Genomic DNA, 19,770 nt, shown 5'->3' on the forward strand with positions numbered 1-19,770 from the left:
CAGGGAGAGAAATGTCCGGCAACTGCAGATGACCGCAAAGCCAGTTTTCAATGATCGCTAAACTTCATCCACCATGTATAAGCGTCTGTGTTCACGCATGGCATAGCGGTCTGTCATGCCAGCGATGTAGTCGGCTATTTTTCTGACTTGCAATTGCTGCTGCTCTTCGCTGCCTGCCTGGCTTACCTGATAATCTGGCGGCAGCAGGTTGGGCTGAGCATGCAGGGCATCAAATAATCCGGTGATGGTACGCCTGGCCTTGAAGGTCATGCGGTTGACCTGGTAATGGCGGTACAGATTTTCAAACAAAAACTGCTTCAGGGTTTGCGCTTCCTGGTACATGTTGTCTGAAAAGGCAATCATTCTTTCCATATTGCGCACGTCATCGACGGAGCGTGGCTGACAATCCTGGATTTTCTGTGCCGATGTCTCAATCAAATCGACAATGAGGGTATTGATCATGCGGCGTATGGTCTCGGCGATGCCACGGCGGCCACTGATGCCGGGATAAGTGGCATCGACAATTGCCCGGTGGCGCGCGTAGATATCCACCTCGAGCATCTGCGATTCCAGTAATAGCCCGGAGCGCAAGCCATCATCGATATCATGATTATTGTAAGCGATGGAATCTGCCAGGTTGGTGACTTGCGCCTCCAGCGACGGACGTTTTTTATCGATAAAGCGTTGCCCTACATCGCCCAGCAATCTGGCATTGTTGATGGAGCAGTGCTTGAGTATGCCTTCGCGGGTTTCATACGTCAGGTTGAGGCCGTCAAAAGCACCATAGCGCTCTTCGAGTTCATCGACCACACGCAGGCTTTGCAGATTATGTTCAAAGCCGCCAAAGGGCTTCATGCAGGCATTCAGGGCATCCTGACCTGCGTGTCCAAATGGAGTATGGCCAAGATCATGCGCCAGCGAGATAGCCTCAACCAAATCTTCATTCAGGCGCAGGTTGCGGGCGATAGAGCGGCCTATCTGGGCTACTTCCAGGCTATGCGTGAGGCGATTACGGAATAAATCGCCCTCATGATTGACGAAGACCTGGGTCTTGTATTCGAGACGGCGGAAAGCTGTGCTGTGGATGATGCGGTCACGGTCGCGCTGGTATTCACTGCGTGAGGAAGAAGATTCTTCATTGTAACGCCGCCCTCGCGAACTGGCAGATTGTGCAGCATAGGGGGCGAGGTGGGCGTCTGTGAACATGCTTGTTAATTGATGATGCTTAACTGGTAATGCAGCTACGCAGGGTTTCGAGCAAAATTTCTTTGGGCACGGTAGTGATATGCGCCTTGCCCAAAGGTTTCAGCAGGATGAACTTGATTTTGCCGCCTTCATTTTTCTTGTCGACTTCCATGAGTTCCAGCCAGCGGTCTTCACCAAGGTCTGGTGCTACGCCTGGCAGGCCTGCTGCTTCTACTACCTGCTTGATACGGGTTTTGGTCACGTAGTCGATATAGCCCAGGCGGCAAGATAAATCAGCGGCCATGACCATGCCACAGCCTACTGCTTCGCCATGCAGCCATTTGCCGTAGCCCAGGCCAGATTCAATCGCATGGCCAAAGGTATGGCCAAAATTCAGGATGGCACGCAAACCACCTTCGCGCTCATCCTGGCGCACGATATCGGCCTTGATTTCGCAGGAACGCAAAATCGCATGCGTGAGTGCCTTGGGGTCTTTGGCGCGCAAGGCAGACATATTGGTTTCTATCCAGTCGAAAAACACTGGATCAATGATCGCACCATGTTTGATGACTTCGGCCAAGCCTGCGGAGAGTTCATTGTCGGGCAAGCTTTGCAGGCTGCCTATGTCAGCGATCACGGCCTCGGGCTGGTAAAACGCCCCTATCATGTTCTTGCCCAGGGGGTGGTTGATACCGGTCTTGCCACCCACGGATGAATCGACCTGCGATAACAAGGTCGTCGGGATTTGCACAAAAGGCACGCCGCGCATGTAAGCAGAGGCGGCAAAGCCTGTCATGTCGCCGATGACACCACCGCCGAGTGCCAGCAAAGTGGTTTTTCTATCGCATTTATGTTCGAGCAGGGCATCAAAAATCAGCATCAGGCTGGCCCAGTTCTTTTGCTCTTCACCATCAGGCAATACCACGGACAGTACTTCCTTGCCAGCGGCGCGCAGAGAGGCTTCCAGCGTGGCAAGATAAAGAGGGGCAACAACGGTATTGGTGACGATGACAGTTTTCTTGCCCTTGATTTTCGACTGCAGGAACTGGCTATCGGTCAACAGTGAAGTGCCTATGGCAATTGGGTAACTGCGCTCACCCAGATCCACATTCAGGAGCGTGGTATTGGTACTTGTACTACTGCTGCTGGCGGTGCTTTCTGCTGACATAGTTGTTTTGTGATTGCTGAGTAAGGCTTCAGGAATATCGAATAATTTTTCCTGCGCTAATTTGTCCAGGACGGTTTGCACCAAAAATTGTACATTGGGCCTGCCGGTCTCAATGCTGATGTGGGCAACTTCCTGATAGAGGGGAGCTCGCTGGGATTCCAGCTCTTCGAGTTTTTTGCGCGGGTCTGCAGTGCGCAAAAGGGGACGGTTCTTGTCGTGACGGGTACGTTGCAAAATACTGTGTATACCCGCCCGCAAATAAATGACAATGCCGCGTTCATGCAGATATTGACGACTCTCTGCATTCAACACGGCACCACCACCTGTAGCCAGGACTATATTTTCTTGCCCAGTCAAGTCACGGATCACATCCGCTTCCCGCTGTCGAAAACTAGCCTCGCCTTCAATCTCAAAAATCACGGGAATCGAGACACCAGTACGTGCCTCAATTTCGTGATCAGAATCAATAAAACGCTTATTGAGTTTTTTTGCCAGGGCCCGGCCAACCGTGGTTTTGCCGGAGCCCATCAGGCCTACGAGAAAAATGTTCTTCAAAACTGTTTACCTGGCTATGACTTTTGCTGACTTCCCCGGGCTTTCATGCCCAGGGGAATATTACCAGTTAGAAGCAAACAAACAGCTATTTTGTAGAAATTTTCCGCTTCATGCAGGCCTGTCAGCCTATATTAACAGCCAGCACCACCATTCAAGTCCTTGATAGTCATGGTACTGGTAGTCGTTACATTACGGCTGTCTTTGACAGTAATAGTCACCGGAGTATCAGTAACCACGCAACGTGTACCCTGAGTTCCCACACTGACGTTCACAGTAGTGCCAGTGAAGGTCAACGGATTCAAAGCATCAGGAGATGTACCTGCAACACTGCTCAAAACAGTATTACTTGTAAACACTTGGTAAGGAACTGCACCACCTGAAATAGTCAATGGGATAGTTGAATTATTTGTTTCGTTAATAGTCCACACTGCTGGGCTCAGAGTTAATCCACCCGGCGCAGCAATAACCGTAATCCCAACAGATGAAACGGTACCTTGAGCATCCGTCACAATAATATTGGCTGTACCAATCCTTGCCATCAAGACAGAAATAGAACCCGCAGCACCCAGGGTTGAACCGGATGTGACAGTGGCAGTCAACGGAACACTGGAAGTAATAGTGTATGGAGCACTACCACCATCGATACGAATGTTAACTACGTCTCCAACATAGCCACTAATCGATAACGGAGCAACGGAAAGCGCAGTGTTTGTACCTGATACAACGTTGACAGTGAAGGTGATTGGTGTACCAGCACTATCCACCAATCTCACCGTTGCAGTACCGGCAGCGACACCAGTAATTGTCATGGTACCGCCAGCAATGCTTGCTGTCACGACCGTGGTGTTACTGCTGGTCACGGCATAAGGTGCGGTACCGCCACCAACAAGATAAGTCGGTGAAGCGCCAGGTGCAAGCGTCACAGTAGATGGTGCGGATGTGTACAGCGCAACGGTTGCACCTGTACCAACACTCACAACAATCGTGACAGGGGTACCAGCAGCATCTTTTACGATGATATTTGCAGTACCAGTTGCTACGCCGGTAATTGTGAAGTTAGAGCCAGTAAGCGTGGCCGTTGCAATCGCAATATTGCTACTACTGATCGAATATGGCGCAGAACCACCACCAATTTGATAAGCAGGGCTGGCACCGACAGCGATCGTCACTGCGCTAGGCGCAGTTGTGAAAACGGCGTTGACGTTGCCTGAACCCAAAGTAACATTGATTGGGAGTGTTGCACCAGCCGCATCACGCAATATAACTACAGCCTTACCTGATCCAACGCCAGTCAATGTCAGAGTATTTCCCGAAGCCGAAGCAGTAACAACCGAGGTATTGCTGCTCGTGGCCGTGTAAGGGGCGGTACCACCACCAATGACATAAGTACCAGTGCCATTCGCAGTCAGGGTAACATCACTAGGAGCAGTCGTATAGAACTTAGCGCCGGAACCAACGGTAACGCCAATTGTTACATTGTGACCCAGACTATCTTTGACTATGACTGTTGTGTCACCGGCAGAAACACCGTTGATGGTAAATTTATTTCCATTAATACCGACACTAGCGATCTGGGTATTGCCACTGGTAACCGTGTAGACCTGGCTACCACCACCAATAGTGAATGTCGGGCTGGATGTACCAATGCCAACAGTCAGCAATGCAGGTGCTGAAGTGAACAGGTCGGCTGTTGAGCCCACCGTGACCTTGATGGTGACGTTACCAATAGTCGCATCGCGGAGAATAATGTTGGCCGTACCTACACCTACACCAGTCACCGTCAGTTTGGAACCAGAGATATTTGCTGTTGCAACCGCGGTGTTGCTGCTGCCCACACTGTACGGACCATTACCACCACCTACCGTGTAAGTAACAGCGGCATTGACGCCAACGTTGATGTCATTACCTGCGGTAGAGAACAGTGCATCAACCGAGCCTACGGTAACTTTGATCAATACTTTGCCACCGATGGAGTCACGCACAGTGACGTCTGCCTTACCACCTGTCACACCAACAATGATGAAACGATTGCCGGCAAAAACCACATTGGCAATGGAATTGTCACTGGACGCTACGTCATAGACCTGGGTGCCGCCGCCTATGGTGTATTCAGCTGATTGTCCGCCCACTGCAACAGTTACAGCATCTGGCGCAGTCGTGAACAGGTCCAACCCTGAACCGATAGTCACGCTGATGGTGACGGTAACACCTGCAGCGTCCTTGACTGTAACTATTGCTGAACCGCCGCCGCCGCCCTTGATAGTGAGAGTGTTACCGGTTAGCGACACTATGGCAGCGCCATTGCTGCTGCTGGCAGAATAGGCAGGTACACCGCCACCTACGGTAAAGGTTTGCGTAGCACCGGGACTCACGGTAACTGTGTCAGGTGCTGTAGTGAACAACCTGGCACCATTACTGGTATTACCAGCAGAGCCACCTCCACCGCCACAGGCCGTGAGGCCTATCAGTAAGATCAGTGCGAATAAACCGCGTATATACTTCATCATGAAACACCTATATTTTTACGAATTCAGAAAATCGGTTGCCATTCTATGACACACATCACAAGCCCAGAACTCTTTATTGTTTGTTGCTAAATTTCTCAGCAACAATTTTGGGAGTAATAAAAATCAGCAATTCAGTTTTGTCATTCGTGCGGCCAGTGGTTTTAAACAAATTGCCAAACAATGGAAGATCGCCAAAGAACGGTACTTTTGTCACACTATCACGCTCAGTTTGCTGGAAGATACCACCGAGGACTACCGTGCCGCCATTTTCTACCAGAACGATGGTTTTCACCTCTTTGGTATCAATCGCAAAACCGGCCCTGGTTTCCTGGCCAACACTATCTTTATGAACATCAACATCCAGGATAACATTCCCATCAGGCGTAATTTGCGGAGTCACTTCCAGTCGCAATGTTGCCTTACGGAAGAAGATAGAAGTAGCGCCGCTGGAAGTAGCCACTTGATATGGCAATTCTGTACCTTGCTCTATCGATGCTTTCAACTGGTCAGCCGTCACAACGCGTGGACTTGACACTATTTTACCCTTGCCATCGGCTTCCAGCGCTGACAATTCCAGATTCAGGAAGCGATTGGCAGCTGATGAGAACAAACTGACGGCCAAACTTCCCGGATTCAAACCATTAATGCCAGAAGCAGGCAAGCTGACGAATTGGGTATTAGGAATAAAACTTTGTTCAGTAATCTTTGCCTGGCCAGTTTGCTCACCGACACCAAGATAATTACCTGTCAATGCTACCCTTTGATTTCCTGCCACTTGGTAACCAGTGTTACCACCGGCAATACCACGCAAGTCAGCAAAGCCCAGTTTGGCACCGAGATTTTTACTGAATTTATCATCGGCCTCGACTATACGTGCCTCTATCAATACCTGTCTTGAAGCGATATCGGTTTTAGCGATCAGCTTGCGCACTTCTTCCAGTTTGGAAGGAATATCGGTAACAAACAATTGATTGGTACGAGGCTCAATGACTGCACTACCACGCTTGGAAAGTATGCGGTTTGTACTTGCACCATCAACACCAAAAACCTGTTTAAATGCTTCGACCTTTTGATAATTGAGCTGGAAAGATTCGGTTTTTACGGGTTCCAGTTCAGCGATCTGCGCTTTTTGCTCAAGTTCAAGTTTTTCTTTGGTCAATAACTCTTCTTTTGGCGCGATCCAGATCACAGAACCATTTTTGCGCATATCCAGTCCCTTGGACTGCATGATGATATCGAGTGCCTGATCCCATGGCACGTCTTTCAGGCGCAAGGTGATCGTTCCATTCACAGTATCACTGGCAATAATATTGAGGCTGCTGACTTCTGCAATGATTTGCAAAATGGCACGGATTTCAATATTCTGGAAATTGAAGGACAAGCGCTCACCACGGTAACCCTGGGTACCTTGCGTCAATTTGTTTGGGTCTTCCTTGATAGGTTTGACTTCAATCACAAACTGAGTATCGCTTTGATAAGCACTGTGCTCCCACAATCCGGTAGGCTCAATCACCATGCGGACATTTTCACCGCTTGGGGTCGTTGTAATCAATTGCACTGGAGAACCATAGTCGGCCACGTCGAGACGGCGGCGCAGGGATTCAGGCAAACTGACCTTGAGGAAATCAACAACAATTTTTTGTCCTTGCTGACGGATATCGACGGCAACCTGATCCAGCGGCAAATCGATGACTACACGACCTTCACCTGCAGCACCACGACGGAAATCAATATCACGCAAGGCGCGCTTTCCAACAACTGCTGGTTGCACATTGACTGGCAAGCCCTGGGAATTAACTGCAGTTGCAACACCACCAGAAGCATCAATCGTGACAATGAGTGAGTTGCCATCGATTGCTGTTGCGTAATTCAAGGATTTGTTGAGATTGAAAATCAGGCGCGAACGTCCGGTTGCTTCAATCAGGTTAATCACCCGCAAATCACCCATGTTCATATCGAATGTAGTTTTGCCAGTGTTATTGCTGACATCTGCGAAATCGATGGCGATACGGGATGGATTGGCAATAGCAAAACCCAAAGGAAGTTTTTCCAATGGTTTTTTCAGGGTGATCTTGACGATAATGTTTGCACCCTGCTGATTGGCTGTCAGTGACTCTATCGAGTTTGTCTGCGCAAACGCAGCACTGCAAAAACCAAGCAGCGCAAATAAAATAAATTTAACCAATTTGGCGCCCCTTATACTTGTATTTATCAACGCATTCATTTCTTTGCCTCCTGCAACTCTAACTTGGATTGCCGCTCTGTCCAATCACCCGCAGCATCCTGAACTGTTTCCTTGATTTCGATTTCATTCTCCGAAATTTTTGTAACCATGCCAAAATTCTGACCCAGATAGGATCCGAGTTTGGCTTGATACACAGTCTTATCTACTTGTACGAGGGCATAAACCAGCTTGTTTTTTTCTATCGTGCCCACCATCTTGAGACTATCCATGGGAAACGACTCCAGCGCCTCCCTTGGTCTGGTCAGGTCAGGTTTGAGACCATTGCTGGACTCTGCCTTCAGACGTGCAAGCACCAAAAGTAATTTGGCGGGATCAAATGGTTCTGTACTCTCTTTACCACCATAAGCAAACGGTACGTAAACTTTGGGGGGACTGATTTTGGGAATCACTGCTTTTGCCTGGCTTTTCTCTGCGGCCATCCAGGCACGCAATTCTGTTTCCTGGCTATCGCCGCAAGCAGATAAGGAAAGCGCCAGGAATAAACAAAGCGTCGGCTTAATGACGATGTTCTTCATTTTTTAGGCTCCTTCTTCTTCTTCTCAGCCTGATCAAGAACTTCATCTCTGTTCAAATAGCGGAATGTCTTGGCTGTCACATCAAGTATCAGGTTGCCATCCGTAGCACGGGTAATATTCAAATTATTCAAGGTAACAATCCTTGGCAATTTCGCGATGTCTGCGACAAATTGTCCGAGGTCGTGATAATTGCCCTGAATCTTGATGGCAATCGGCAACTCTGCATAATAATCTTTAACTGCTGGCAAACCCGGTACAAAAGAGTCAAACGCCAATCCACGACCCTGACCAGCCTGATTGATATCGGCCAGCAAAGCCGCCATTTCTGCCTGGCTAGGCAATTGCTTCTCCATAGTAGCAACATATTGTTGCACCAGCTTGCGTTGCTCTTTCAGGGCGTCCAGATTAATCGCCTGCTGCAGCTTTTGTTTGTATTCGCCCCGGAGTTTGACCTCTTCAGCCTGACCTGTTTCTATGGCCGTCATCTGGCCATCCCATTGACCATACCAACCCAGTGCAACCACCACAATCAAGACGCCCAAAGCAGACGCCATGCGGGGCGCAACTGGCCACAAGCCAGGGTGCAGTCCATTCAAGCCTTGAAATTGGGCGCTTAAAGACTGGCCAACTTCATTCAGATTAATCGCCATTTACAATCTTCCGTTGCATTGCATAAATAATCACACACTAAGGTTTTGAGGCTGCACTGGCGGCTGACGAAGCAGGCGCTGGCACAGCAGGAGCAACAGAACCAGGTGTAGCAGTAGCGGCAGCGGCCGAGGCGGCGGCTTGCGAAGCTGCCTCTTCTCTTTCACGCGGACGCTTGATACCTGCATTCACCTTAAACTCAAATACTTTCTTTGCATCCCTGCCCTGTCCCAAACCGGTTGAGTGAATGTCATTCAATTCTGGCTTGAACATCCAATCCGATTTATTACCCAGGTTACGAATAAATTCAGCGACCCTGTCCTGGGATTGTGCGTAACCAGCCAAGGTAACCTTCTGACCATCCTGATTCAATTGCTTGAGGTAAACCCCTTCAGGTGTCAGCTTGACCAGTTCATCAAGCAAATATACGGGCTGATTACGATCTCCCTGCAAATCCTCAACGGCTTGCTGGCGTGCTTTCAAACCATCAATTTCCTGCCTTAGCGTAGCGATTTCCTTGATGCGCTCATCAAGCTGGACAATCTCTTTCTTGATAAAGTCGTTCTTATCATTCTGAATTGACAGCTCACGCCCAAAGTAAGCACTCACCACCACCACCACCAGAGCACCAGCTATCGCGGCCAATAACAACAGACCATAAAAATCACTCTTGAGCTGCTTGCGCTTTTCTTCCCTGTGCGGCAGGAGATTAATCTTGATCATCAGCCAAATCTCCGTAATGCCAGACCACAGGCAACCATGTAAGCCGGAGCATCATTGCGCAAAGCTTTTTCATTGACGCCCGAACCCAGTTCCATGCCCTTGAACGGGCTGACCACTGCCGTAGAAATCTTGGTGCGTTCAGCAATAATATCGACCAGACCGGATATCACCGCACAACCACCAGACAGATAAATCTGATCTACCCGCGTAAAAGGGGTGGAAGTGAAGAAGAACTGTATGGCGCGCGTTACTTCCAGCGCCGCACTTTCCAGGAAAGGTTCAAGCAATTCCATTTCATAGGTGTCAGGCAGATCACCATTTTTCTTTTTCTGCTCTGCTTCTTCTATGGACAAGCCATAATTCCTGACGATATCCTGGGTCAGTTGGGCGCCACCAAACTGCTGCTCACGCTCATAAATGACTTCACCATTGAGCATGATAAAAATATAAGTGCGCTTGGAGCCTATCTGGAAAATAGCGTAGATCTGATCCTTGCCGCCATTGGCCTGCTGATCGACCAGACGTGAAACAGCAGCACGCGCAGCATAGGATTCAATATCCATGACTTTGGCTTGCAAACCCGCTGCCTGTATGATGGCTACGCGATCTTCAATTTTTTCTTTTCTGGACGCAGCGAGCATCACTTCTATATCTTCTTCCGCATTGGCCGCCGGCCCCAGCACACAGAAATCCAGGCTGACTTCATCCATGGAGAAAGGTATGTACTGACTTGCCTCTGACTCAACCTGCACTTCGAGTGCCTGTTCGGTCAGAGTACCGGCGAGTATAATTTTTTTTGTAATGACGGCAGATGCCGGCATTGCCATTGCTACGTTTTTTGCCGAGGTTCCGCTTTTCTTCACGAGTTTGCGGACTGCCTCGGTCACTTGTTCAATATTCTCGATATTGCCATCCAGCACCGCGCCTTTTGGCAGTGGTTCTGAGGCATAGCGCTCAAGTCGATAGGACTTGTTGCTTCCTTCCGAAAGTTCAACAAGCTTGATATCGAGAGAACTGATATCCAGACCAAATAGTGGCGGATTTTTTCTGCCGAGCAACGAAGCCAGATCTAAAGCCAAGAATATCCCCTCACGATTACATCATCATTTCAATTTACACAAAATTACATGTGCGAAACATTATATTGCCAAAAGTAAATTGCCTTTAAAAACCGCTATTTACAAGACAATTATCCAAGCTTACATGAAATCCTAGCAATAAGACTGGCATTGGTAAAGCAATTTCCGCGCAGCACTACCCTTATGCGTTGCCAAATATCCACGTATATTATGAATATTCTGAAAATTTGCTTACAAATCCGCTTATCTGCTGACAGTCTAATGCTCACCGAAGACAGCTATAATGTGCGCTGCCTTATTTACAATTAGCCCCTATGTCAGAGCAAAACAAAGAACCCGACAATCAACCTGAGCCACAAAAGCGCAGTGCTGGAAAGCTTTTCGCCCGCATTGTACTCGGAACTGCGGGAGTTTTATTCGGATTAGTTGTAGCAGGAGTATTAATTATTGGTTTTGCACTTACAATGGCTTATCCAAATCTGCCCGAACTGGATTCCATTACCAGTTACAAACCGAAAATGCCACTGCGGGTGTTCTCGGCAGACAATATGCTCATTGCTGAATTTGGCGAGGAACGACGCAATGTCGTGCGCTTCAAGGACATTCCTGAGATCATGAAAAAAGCCGTGCTGGCGATTGAGGATGACCGCTTTTATGAGCATGGCGGCGTCGATTACCAGGGTATTACCAGGGCAACGATACACAATCTGACTGGTGGCGCCAAACAGGGTGCCTCTACCATTACCCAGCAGGTCGCCAGGAATTTCTTCCTGTCCAGCGAGCAAACCTTCAAGCGCAAGATTTATGAAATCCTGCTGGCCTGGAAGATAGAACAAAATCTCAGCAAGGATCAGATTCTGGAAATTTATATGAACCAGATTTATCTGGGTCAGCGTGCTTATGGCTTTTCTTCTGCCGCACAAATCTATTTTGGCAAAGACTTGAAAGATGTGACGATAGCCGAAGCGGCGATGCTGGCCGGTTTGCCAAAAGCTCCCTCTGCCTATAATCCGGTCGCCAATCCCAAGCGCGCAACAGTCAGGCAGCAATATATCCTGCAAAGGATGCGCAATCTTGGCTACATCACCGAAGCACAATACGAACAAGCCAAGAATGAAGAACTGATCACCAAAACCAATAGCAATGAATTTGGCATCCACGCCGAATATGTTGCAGAAATGGCGCGTCAGTTGGTATATGAGCAATTCAAGGAAGAAACCTATACCCGCGGCCTGAATGTTTACACGACGATTACCAAGACTGATCAGGACACTGCTTATTTGTCTTTACGCCGTGGCGTCATGGATTACGAAAAACGTCATGGCTATCGTGGTCCGGAAGCCATCATCACCATACCCGAAGGCAAGGAAGCTGCCGAAGACGCCATAGAAAAAGAGCTGGCAGAGCATACTGACAGCGATGACTTGCAGGTAGCGATGGTACTGGAAGCGACACCGAAACTGGTACGCGCAGTCTTGTCATCGGGAGAAGAAATCCGTATCGAAGATACTGGCCTGACTTTTGCCGCCAGCGGCCTGTCGGCCAAAACACCGGCTAACAAGCGCATACAACGCGGTGCCGTGATACGTGTGGTATTGGAAGGCAAAAGCTGGAGCATTACCCAGATGCCTGAAGTGCAATCGGCCTTTGTGGCGGCGAACACCACCGATGGAGCGATCCGCGCCCTGGTCGGTGGTTTTGACTATAACCTCAACAAATTCAACCATGTGACCCAGGCATGGCGCCAGCCCGGTTCCAGTTTCAAACCCTTCATTTATTCAGCTTCGCTGGAAAAAGGCCTGTCGCCATCGACCATCATCAATGATGAGCCGATCAGCTTTGATGCGGGGCAGACCGGTGGTCAGGCCTGGGAACCCAAGAATTATGATGGCAAGTATGAAGGCCCGATGACCATGCGTCGTGGCTTGACCAAGTCCAAAAACATGATTTCCATCCGCATCCTGCACAAGATAGGCGCGAAATACGGGCAGGAATATACCAACCGTTTTGGCTTTTTGCCTGAGAAAAACCCGCCTTACCTGACCCTGGCCCTGGGTGCTGGCGCGGTCACCCCTCTGCAAATGGCCGGTGCCTATGCCGTATTTGCCAATGGTGGTTACAAGGTCAACCCTTACCTGATTTCCAAGATTACCGACAGCTATGGCCAGGTATTGGTGCAGACCAAACCTGACATGGCGGGTAATGAAGCCAATCGCGTCATCGATGAGCGCAATGCCTTCCTGATGGACAGCATGATGCGTGACGTGGTGAAGATGGGAACTGCGACCAAGGCATTGATCTTGAAACGTCCTGATATTGCCGGTAAGACAGGTACCACCAATGATTCTTTTGATGCCTGGTTTGCCGGTTATCAGTCTAAGGTCGTTGGCATAGCGTGGATAGGCTTTGATCAGCCAAGAAACCTCGGCAATAAAGAAACCGGCGGTGGCCTGGCCTTGCCTATCTGGATAGGCTATATGCAAAAAATCCTGAAAGAATTCCCGATAGAAGAAAGGCCAGTACCAAAAGGCATTATTGCTGCTGACGGCGATTATTATTACGCTGAAAACCCACCAGGATCAGGTGTGAGTACCCTGGCACCACCGATAAGTATCATAGAAGAATAGCCTTATAAGCTTGTTCAGTGACCTTGTTCTTGCGCCACGCGGGACAAGGTTGCAAACAACTCCGATCCATCGCGTGTATTAAGCCAGTGCTGGCCATCATACTTATAGTGGAAACCACCACTGCGCGCAGCCACCCACATCTCTTGCATCGGTGCCTGGCTATTGATGATGATTTTTGAGTTGGTATCGATAAATTCCACCGTCAGCACATTGCCGCTACGGCTGCATTCGACATCGTATTCATCGTTTTCAAAGGCTAGTTCGAATAATTCCTCAACTTGCTGCAAGCAAGTATCTGCCAGTACCAGGAATTCAGATTCAGTCATGCTACACTCCAGCGTCTTTATATGTAAAAACGCCATTCTATACGGTGTTCAGGGAATACAAGATGCGCAAACTGATTAGCCTATTTTTCATCATGTCTTTATTGACGGCTTGCGGCCAGAAAGGCCCCCTGGTCATGCCAGCCAAGCCTGCACCTGTCAGCACAAACAACACGCCAGCTCAGCCCTGAGCATTGCCACCCTAAGTATTGCCATCCTCAGGGCGAAAAACGATAGGGCCAGCCTGCTCAGGGCGGCAGCCTTGCACACCTTGATATACAGCAGCAATACTGGCCAGATCCTGTGCCTGCTCACCTGTCAGTGTCAGGTAATCGACCAGTGTGACTTCTCGCCTGGCAAAGTCAAAGCGGGCGCAGCCTAAAGGTACTTTTGCCGTAGTGGCAATATGATAAAAACCGCTGCGCCAATACGGCTTCTTGCTACGTGTTCCCTCAGGCGTAATCGCCATCCAGTACCAGTCCGATCGATTGATTTTTTCTGCCAGGCGGGCGATTGTCCCGCTTGATACACCGCGCTCTACCGGCTCACCACCAAGGTAACGTACCAGACGGCCTATGGTGGCACCAGTCAAGCCCTCAAACAAAGTGGATTTGGCAATGAAATGAAAAGGCATGCCTATCGCCAGCTTGACCAGGACACCGACGACAAAATCCCAGTTTGAAGTATGGGGATAAACAATGATGACACCACGCGGCCCGGGCAAGGGGCGGTACCGTACGCGCCAGCCTATCAAACCCAGGGTGCCAACCGCGACACGCTGGGTAAGTGTCGCAACCGTCTTTTTTTCGAGTAAATAGTCTTCCATGTTTTACGCAATGAGCGGGTCTGTGCCCGCATTCTTCAAAAACGCGATTATGCCAAGAAGAAATATGCGCTGTAAAACAAGATCAATGTGCGCCCGCAACATGCAAAGTGGACGAACTGCACAGGACTCAGGCTCCCGTCACAAGCACTGTGTCACGGCCAGACCAGCGCCACCAAAGACGTATCATGAGCAGAGCGGCAACGATGAGGCCAAACAATACCGGCTGCGAAAAGTCATGCTTGCCGGCCTTCATCCAAAAATAATGAAGTACGCCCAGCGGTGCGATCAGGTAAATCAACTTATGTAACCACTGCCAGCGCTTGCCACCGAGGCGTTTGATCATGCCATTGGTGCTGGTCACAGCCAGAGGGATCAGCAAGACAAAGGCAATGAAGCCGACGGTGATGAAGGGGCGCTTGATGACATCCTTCCACATCTCAGCCACATCAAAAAAGTGGTCGAACCACAAAAAAGTCATGAAATGCAGGAAGGCGTAAAAAAAAGTATATACCCCCAACATGCGGCGACACCGGATTAGCCAGGGCATGTGCAAGAGCTTGCGCAAAGGCGTCACAGCCAAAGTCATGCACAGGAAATACAGGGTCCAGTCACCCGTATTACGGGTGATAAATTCAACGGGGTTGGCGCCCAGCTTATCCAGAAATACAAAACTGACCAGCCGGATAAACGGCAACAATGCCAGAATAAACAAGACTATCTTGAACTGGGAAACCTGCTTATTGGTGAGCAACATGAGGGCGTCTATCCTAGAAAAACTTCTTCAAGTCCATGCCTGAATAGAGAGACGCCACTTCGCTATAGCCATTGAACATCAGGGTCTTGCGTTTGCGGGCAAACAGACCATCTTCACCGATGCGGCGCTCAGTCGCCTGCGACCAGCGCGGGTGATCAACCTCAGGGTTCACGTTCGAATAAAAACCATATTCATTGGCTGCCGCCAGGTTCCAGGCGGTACGTGGCTGCTCCTTGACGAAGCGTATCTTGACGATGGACTTGGCAGATTTAAAACCATACTTCCAAGGCAAGACCATGCGCACTGGCGCACCATTTTGATTAGGCAAGACTTCGCCGTACATGCCAAAGGTCAGCAAGGCCAGCGGATGATTTGCCTCATCCATGCGCAGACCTTCTACATAAGGCCATTGCAACACAGGGCTGCGCAAGCCTGGCATTTGCTTCTTGTCATCGAGTGTGACGAATTCTATATATTTGGCATTACCCGTAGGTTCAACTTTTTTGATGAGGTTGGACAGTGAATAACCTGCCCAGGGTATCACCATGGACCAGCCCTCAACACAGCGCAGGCGATAAATGCGTTCTTCCATAGGCGCCAGTTTCATGAGACTGTCGAGGTCCAGCGTCATCGGCTTTTTGACTTCACCTTCTATGCTGACAGACCAAGGGCGCGGCTTGAGTGTGTGAGCAGTCACTGCCGGGTCGGCCTTGTCGGTACCGAACTCATAGAAATTATTGTAGGTCGTCGCGTCCTTGTAGGCGGTATGCTTTTCCATCAACGCATAGGCAGAATTCGGATTTGCAGCCAGTTTTTGCGCGCCAGGGTTCTGGGCAAAAGCGGCGCGGTTGGCCATTTCAAACAGGGTTGTGCCAGCGATGGAACCCAATGCCATCTTGCGGATAAAATCACGGCGCGCGTCAAACACAGCGCGCGGAGTGATTTCAGAAGAGAAAGGCAAGTCTATGCCATTAGGACTACGTTTGATCAGCATGGTGGACTCCGTGGTTGAATATGGCGCAACAGCAATTTGACATCGCTATTACGCCCTAGTTTCTCATGAGTCGGAGTTTCCTGCTAATCCTTACAAATTGAAGAGAGATATTTATAGCTTGCCGTAAGAATGCAGGCCAGACAAGAACATGTTCACGCCCAGGAAAGCGAAGGTAGTCACCAATAAACCTACCAGCGCCCACCAGGCCGCGACCTGCCCGCGCAGACCTTTCATGAGGCGCATATGCAGCCAGGCGGCATAATTGAGCCAGACGATCAGCGCCCAGGTTTCTTTAGGGTCCCATGACCAGTAGCCACCCCAGGCATCGGCAGCCCACAGTGCACCAAGGATAGTCGCAATCGTGAAGAAGGCAAAACCGACGGCAATCGCCTTGTACATGACATCATCCAGTACTTCCAGCGCCGGCAAGCGATCAACCAGATAGCCTTTGGACTTGAGCAAGTAGGCGATCGACACCATCGCAGCCAGCGAGAATGTACCGTAACCGATAAAATTGGCTGGCACATGTATCTTCATCCACCAGCTTTGCAAGGCTGGCAACAAGGGTTGAATCTCTGCAGCTTCGCGGCTGAACATATACCACAGCAAAAAGCCAACTGCGGCGGTAATCACCAACATCACGAAAGGGCCCAGCTGGCGGGTACGGTATTGCTGTTCGTAGTACAAATAGAACAATGCCGTAATCATGGCAAACAGAATGAACACTTCATACAGGTTGGATACCGGGATATGGCCGACATCCGCACCGATCAGATAAGACTCATACCAACGCACCAGCATGCCGGTAAAACCCATGACGACCGCAGACCAGCACAGAACCGAACCGACTGAAGCACCAAAATCAGAACGCGCAATCAGGCCGCCCCAGTAAAACAGGGTGGAAAGTACAAACAGGGTACTCATCCACAGAATCGCCGACTGACTGGATAACAGGTATTTCAGGAAAAATTTCTTGTTCGCCATCTCCAGCGAGCCGCCGTACATCTGTATAGTCAGCAGGCTCAATACTGTCAGTATCACCAGCAACACACGTATCGGTTTCCAGTGCCAGCCCAGCCATGCAAAAGTCGGCGCAGCGAGGACGACTATGCCTTTTTCATAAATATCCATGTAGGCACCAAAACGGCTCAGAGCAAACAAGGATGCCATGCACAAGGCCACAGCATACAGCCAGTCAGCGATAGACAGGCGCTTAAAGAAGCCCTGATAGGGCGTGTAATTCTGCGTAATTTCCATCATATTTCCCCAGATGCTCGGGCCATCAGGCCAACTGCTTCATAGTGTAGTCGATTACTCTGCATTTCGTGGTGCATCTGCAGACGCTGCCTGTGCTGCCTGTTCTGCCTGCGCTGCCTGACTCTCCGGCCCGGCTTGCGTACTCAGTTGCTGTAAATGCAATTTCAATTGCTCAAATTCTTTTTCAAAATCCAGTGTCTTGCGCTGGGAACTCAGTGCCATCAGTGCATGTGCCCCCAAGTCATTATCCTTGATCCATACCCACAGACGGCGCTCACGGATATAGAACATGGAAAACACGCCTATGACCAGAAACAGGCTGCCAAGATACACCACATTTTTGCCCGGTGAACGCGTGACCTGCAATACGGATGCCTTGACCTCATCAAAACCGGTGAGTTGCAGATACACAGGCGCGCCGTAGAAAGTGGCGTCAGACAACGCACCTATCGCCAATTGCAGGAAGCGGGCATGTTTTTCATCCAGCTCCAACGTGGGCAAACCCTCTTTTTCGCGAGCCACCATCCACAACTCCCACATGGTGCCGTTCAAGACCTTGATAAAACCTTGGGCGACCTTCTCTTGTTCTGCCTGCGGGACTTTTTCCAGCAATTTGGAAATAGCATTCAGGCCGGATAATTTATCATCTCCGGCGAAAGCCTCCAGACTGATCTTCGCAGAAGTTGCCCACAAATCAGATTTTTGCGCACCACTGGATTGATTTCTTTTTAATGCATTCTCGGCGAAGCGCGTTACAGCCTGGGCACGCATTTCAGGATTTTGCACAGCCGCACGCAAACGCATCCAGTCTTTGATACTGTCCTCATCATCAGCAGGAATACGCAGATAGCGGAAGGCATCGCCTGGTGAATCGCGCGTGCCAGCCAAAATCATGTAATCACCATTGATCTCAACGGGCTGCATGTAGTTATGAAACTCCCTGGCCTGGCCAGTTTTATCCCGCAATTTATATTGCAGGCTGGGGCCGACATTCTTGAAATCTTTATTATTGGCACTCTTGGCGGCAGAGCCCAGGTGCTTGTCCAGGTCAGCCGTGAATTTTTCATTTAGGGTCTGGTTGGGATTCACCGCCCTGACGTCACTGCCATTACGTGCCATATTTTCGACATTGTAAAGCTTGAACTCCACCCACTCTATCGTAGAGCCATCATCCTCTCGCAGAGGAAGTGGCGTACTCTCTTTGACGATCCCGCTCAGTTCGGTGGTGCTGTTGTCAGCCCCCTGCATAGGGTATGACTTAACGCGCAAACGGCTACCACCATCATCAAAACTCGACTGATAGATCGAAATCCCCTTGTAAATCAAAGGTTCATTGACCTTGATGGTAGAAGCAAAGGATTTACCAGTTTCATGGTCAGTGACCTCCACATCGCTGGCAAATAACTTGGGCATGCCGGTAGAATAAAAATCGATAGTAAATTTTTTCAGCTTGATAGTGAACGGCAAGTCTTGTATCAACACACCATCCGCCTGCGGCAAAATAGCAGTACTGCTGCTAGCCCCTTCCGGTATCATGGCATTACCACGGAAGGTAGGGTTGGCCAAGGACAGGCGGTGCTGTTCAGGTATTTGGGAAATCAGGCCAGCACCTTCATAAGCGACCTTGCCCATGAACCATTTCTGAAAGCGGATAGGTAGCTCAGAATCCAGCAGACCGCCCACACAAATGATGACAATCGCACTATGGGCAAAGATATAGCCCCATTTATTTGCCGCGCCCTGTTTGGCGGCGATCAGGGTTGCGCCTTCTTTTTCAACCAGCTTGAAACGGTAACCGACACGTGCCAGATGGGCCAGTATCTGCTCAGTCACTTTACCCCGGCCATTGCTGCTTTGCCACTCAGAACGATGATGGAAATTACGCAAGGATTGTTCACGCACATTATCGCGCCAGCTGCGCATGTCCTTGATCATCTTCGGTGCATTGCGTATCACGCACAATGAAGTCGAGATAACCAGGAAAGTCATGATGAGCAAGAACCACCAGGCTGAATACACGGCATACAGGCCGAGTTTGCTGTAAATCTCAAACCAGAAAGGGCCAAACTTGTTTACATAGTTAGGCATGGGCTCATTTTGCACGAGCACCGTGCCTATCACTGAGGCAATCGCGATCAGTGTTAACAAGCTGATGGCAAAACGCATGGAAGACAGTAATTCAACCGCGTCCGCCAGCCAGGCGCGCCGGGTTTGCAGCTGTATGCCGCCAGTATCTGCAGGCTGATCGCCTTCTATCTTGTTTTCCATACTCTCTGCTTATTACTTGGGATATGACAGATGATGCTTGCGCAAAATGCTTGCTGCAGATGTTAAAAGAAACATCCTTACCAGGAAGTGTTTTAT

General features: G+C 49.6%; 16 protein-coding genes. 2 read left to right on the plus strand and 14 right to left on the minus strand.

Features of this window, described 5'->3' with window-relative positions; all coding sequences use genetic code 11:
• Positions 1–57 precede the first annotated feature (57 nt).
• The 8 genes from ACO0LL_RS00165 to ACO0LL_RS00200 all read right to left on the minus strand — a co-directional run bounded on the left by ACO0LL_RS00165 (position 58) and on the right by ACO0LL_RS00200 (position 10,625).
• Positions 58–1,206 (minus strand): deoxyguanosinetriphosphate triphosphohydrolase, encoded by a 1,149-nt coding sequence (locus ACO0LL_RS00165; protein WP_422948899.1) that lies wholly within the window; start codon positions 1,204–1,206, stop codon positions 58–60.
• Between the two features lie 19 nt (positions 1,207–1,225).
• Positions 1,226–2,881 carry a bifunctional shikimate kinase/3-dehydroquinate synthase AroKB gene (aroKB, locus tag ACO0LL_RS00170; RefSeq protein WP_422949318.1) on the minus strand — a complete coding sequence of 552 codons (1,656 nt, stop codon included), beginning with the start codon at positions 2,879–2,881 and terminating at the stop codon, positions 1,226–1,228.
• 158 nt (positions 2,882–3,039) lie between these two features.
• Positions 3,040–5,415 (minus strand): beta strand repeat-containing protein, encoded by a 2,376-nt coding sequence (locus tag ACO0LL_RS00175; protein WP_422948900.1) that lies wholly within the window; start codon positions 5,413–5,415, stop codon positions 3,040–3,042.
• Positions 5,416–5,488: 73 nt separating this feature from the next.
• Positions 5,489–7,639 (minus strand): type IV pilus secretin PilQ, encoded by a 2,151-nt coding sequence (gene pilQ / locus ACO0LL_RS00180; protein ID WP_422948901.1) that lies wholly within the window; start codon positions 7,637–7,639, stop codon positions 5,489–5,491.
• Positions 7,636–8,175 (minus strand): pilus assembly protein PilP, encoded by a 540-nt coding sequence (locus ACO0LL_RS00185; protein ID WP_422948902.1) that lies wholly within the window; start codon positions 8,173–8,175, stop codon positions 7,636–7,638. The genes pilQ and ACO0LL_RS00185 overlap by 4 nt, the downstream gene beginning before the upstream one ends.
• Complete coding sequence (locus ACO0LL_RS00190; RefSeq protein ID WP_422948903.1) at positions 8,172–8,825, minus strand: type 4a pilus biogenesis protein PilO; 654 nt, start codon at positions 8,823–8,825, stop codon at positions 8,172–8,174. The genes ACO0LL_RS00185 and ACO0LL_RS00190 overlap by 4 nt, the downstream gene beginning before the upstream one ends.
• Before the next feature lie 37 nt (positions 8,826–8,862).
• Entirely contained in the window at positions 8,863–9,546 is a 684-nt protein-coding gene (locus ACO0LL_RS00195; RefSeq protein WP_422948904.1) for a PilN domain-containing protein, read from the minus strand.
• Positions 9,546–10,625, minus strand: a complete 1,080-nt coding sequence (locus tag ACO0LL_RS00200; protein ID WP_422948905.1) for a pilus assembly protein PilM — start codon at positions 10,623–10,625, stop codon at positions 9,546–9,548. The genes ACO0LL_RS00195 and ACO0LL_RS00200 overlap by 1 nt, the downstream gene beginning before the upstream one ends.
• Positions 10,626–11,089: 464 nt before the next feature.
• Here ACO0LL_RS00200 and ACO0LL_RS00205 point away from each other — a divergent pair, with 464 nt between their 5' ends.
• On the plus strand, positions 11,090–13,252 hold the full coding sequence (locus ACO0LL_RS00205) for a penicillin-binding protein 1A (RefSeq protein ID WP_422948906.1): 2,163 nt from the start codon (positions 11,090–11,092) through the stop codon (positions 13,250–13,252).
• A 14-nt stretch (positions 13,253–13,266) separates the two neighbouring features.
• Here ACO0LL_RS00205 and cyaY read toward each other — a convergent pair whose 3' ends face one another.
• Positions 13,267–13,578, minus strand: coding sequence for an iron donor protein CyaY (gene cyaY, locus ACO0LL_RS00210; protein WP_422948907.1), 312 nt, complete (start codon positions 13,576–13,578; stop codon positions 13,267–13,269).
• 62 nt (positions 13,579–13,640) lie between these two features.
• Between cyaY and lptM the strand changes: the two genes are divergently transcribed.
• Entirely contained in the window at positions 13,641–13,766 is a 126-nt protein-coding gene (gene lptM, locus ACO0LL_RS00215; RefSeq protein ID WP_422948908.1) for an LPS translocon maturation chaperone LptM, read from the plus strand.
• A gap of 11 nt (positions 13,767–13,777) precedes the next feature.
• Here the strand turns inward: lptM and ACO0LL_RS00220 are convergent, their stop codons facing one another.
• The 5 genes from ACO0LL_RS00220 to ACO0LL_RS00240 form a co-directional block, all read right to left on the minus strand.
• Positions 13,778–14,401, minus strand: a complete 624-nt coding sequence (locus ACO0LL_RS00220) for a 1-acyl-sn-glycerol-3-phosphate acyltransferase (RefSeq protein WP_422948909.1) — start codon at positions 14,399–14,401, stop codon at positions 13,778–13,780.
• 127 nt (positions 14,402–14,528) lie between these two features.
• Positions 14,529–15,155: a sulfite oxidase heme-binding subunit YedZ gene (locus ACO0LL_RS00225; RefSeq protein WP_422948910.1), complete on the minus strand. Its 627-nt coding sequence runs from the start codon at positions 15,153–15,155 to the stop codon at positions 14,529–14,531.
• A gap of 13 nt (positions 15,156–15,168) precedes the next feature.
• Positions 15,169–16,149 carry a protein-methionine-sulfoxide reductase catalytic subunit MsrP gene (msrP, locus tag ACO0LL_RS00230; RefSeq protein WP_422948911.1) on the minus strand — a complete coding sequence of 327 codons (981 nt, stop codon included), beginning with the start codon at positions 16,147–16,149 and terminating at the stop codon, positions 15,169–15,171.
• Between the two features lie 111 nt (positions 16,150–16,260).
• Complete coding sequence (gene ccsB, locus ACO0LL_RS00235) at positions 16,261–17,409, minus strand: c-type cytochrome biogenesis protein CcsB (RefSeq protein ID WP_422948912.1); 1,149 nt, start codon at positions 17,407–17,409, stop codon at positions 16,261–16,263.
• A 51-nt stretch (positions 17,410–17,460) separates the two neighbouring features.
• Positions 17,461–19,674 (minus strand): cytochrome c biogenesis protein ResB, encoded by a 2,214-nt coding sequence (locus tag ACO0LL_RS00240; protein WP_422948913.1) that lies wholly within the window; start codon positions 19,672–19,674, stop codon positions 17,461–17,463.
• Positions 19,675–19,770: the final 96 nt, after the last annotated feature.

The organism is Undibacterium sp. TC4M20W, from assembly GCF_049340245.1.
Classification (GTDB): Bacteria; Pseudomonadota; Gammaproteobacteria; order Burkholderiales; family Burkholderiaceae_D; genus Undibacterium.

Coding starts and splice junctions, on each gene's coding strand:
- ACO0LL_RS00165 (WP_422948899.1), bottom strand. CDS start 1,206: ATGTTCACAGACGCCCACCTCGCCCCCTATGCTGCACAATCTGCCAGT.
- aroKB (WP_422949318.1), bottom strand. CDS start 2,881: ATGGGCTCCGGCAAAACCACGGTTGGCCGGGCCCTGGCAAAAAAACTC.
- ACO0LL_RS00175 (WP_422948900.1), bottom strand. CDS start 5,415: ATGATGAAGTATATACGCGGTTTATTCGCACTGATCTTACTGATAGGC.
- pilQ (WP_422948901.1), bottom strand. CDS start 7,639: ATGAATGCGTTGATAAATACAAGTATAAGGGGCGCCAAATTGGTTAAA.
- ACO0LL_RS00185 (WP_422948902.1), bottom strand. CDS start 8,175: ATGAAGAACATCGTCATTAAGCCGACGCTTTGTTTATTCCTGGCGCTT.
- ACO0LL_RS00190 (WP_422948903.1), bottom strand. CDS start 8,825: ATGGCGATTAATCTGAATGAAGTTGGCCAGTCTTTAAGCGCCCAATTT.
- ACO0LL_RS00195 (WP_422948904.1), bottom strand. CDS start 9,546: ATGATCAAGATTAATCTCCTGCCGCACAGGGAAGAAAAGCGCAAGCAG.
- ACO0LL_RS00205 (WP_422948906.1), top strand. CDS start 11,090: ATGGCTTATCCAAATCTGCCCGAACTGGATTCCATTACCAGTTACAAA.
- cyaY (WP_422948907.1), bottom strand. CDS start 13,578: ATGACTGAATCTGAATTCCTGGTACTGGCAGATACTTGCTTGCAGCAA.
- lptM (WP_422948908.1), top strand. CDS start 13,641: ATGCGCAAACTGATTAGCCTATTTTTCATCATGTCTTTATTGACGGCT.
- ACO0LL_RS00220 (WP_422948909.1), bottom strand. CDS start 14,401: ATGGAAGACTATTTACTCGAAAAAAAGACGGTTGCGACACTTACCCAG.
- ACO0LL_RS00225 (WP_422948910.1), bottom strand. CDS start 15,155: ATGTTGCTCACCAATAAGCAGGTTTCCCAGTTCAAGATAGTCTTGTTT.
- msrP (WP_422948911.1), bottom strand. CDS start 16,149: ATGCTGATCAAACGTAGTCCTAATGGCATAGACTTGCCTTTCTCTTCT.
- ccsB (WP_422948912.1), bottom strand. CDS start 17,409: ATGATGGAAATTACGCAGAATTACACGCCCTATCAGGGCTTCTTTAAG.
- ACO0LL_RS00240 (WP_422948913.1), bottom strand. CDS start 19,674: ATGGAAAACAAGATAGAAGGCGATCAGCCTGCAGATACTGGCGGCATA.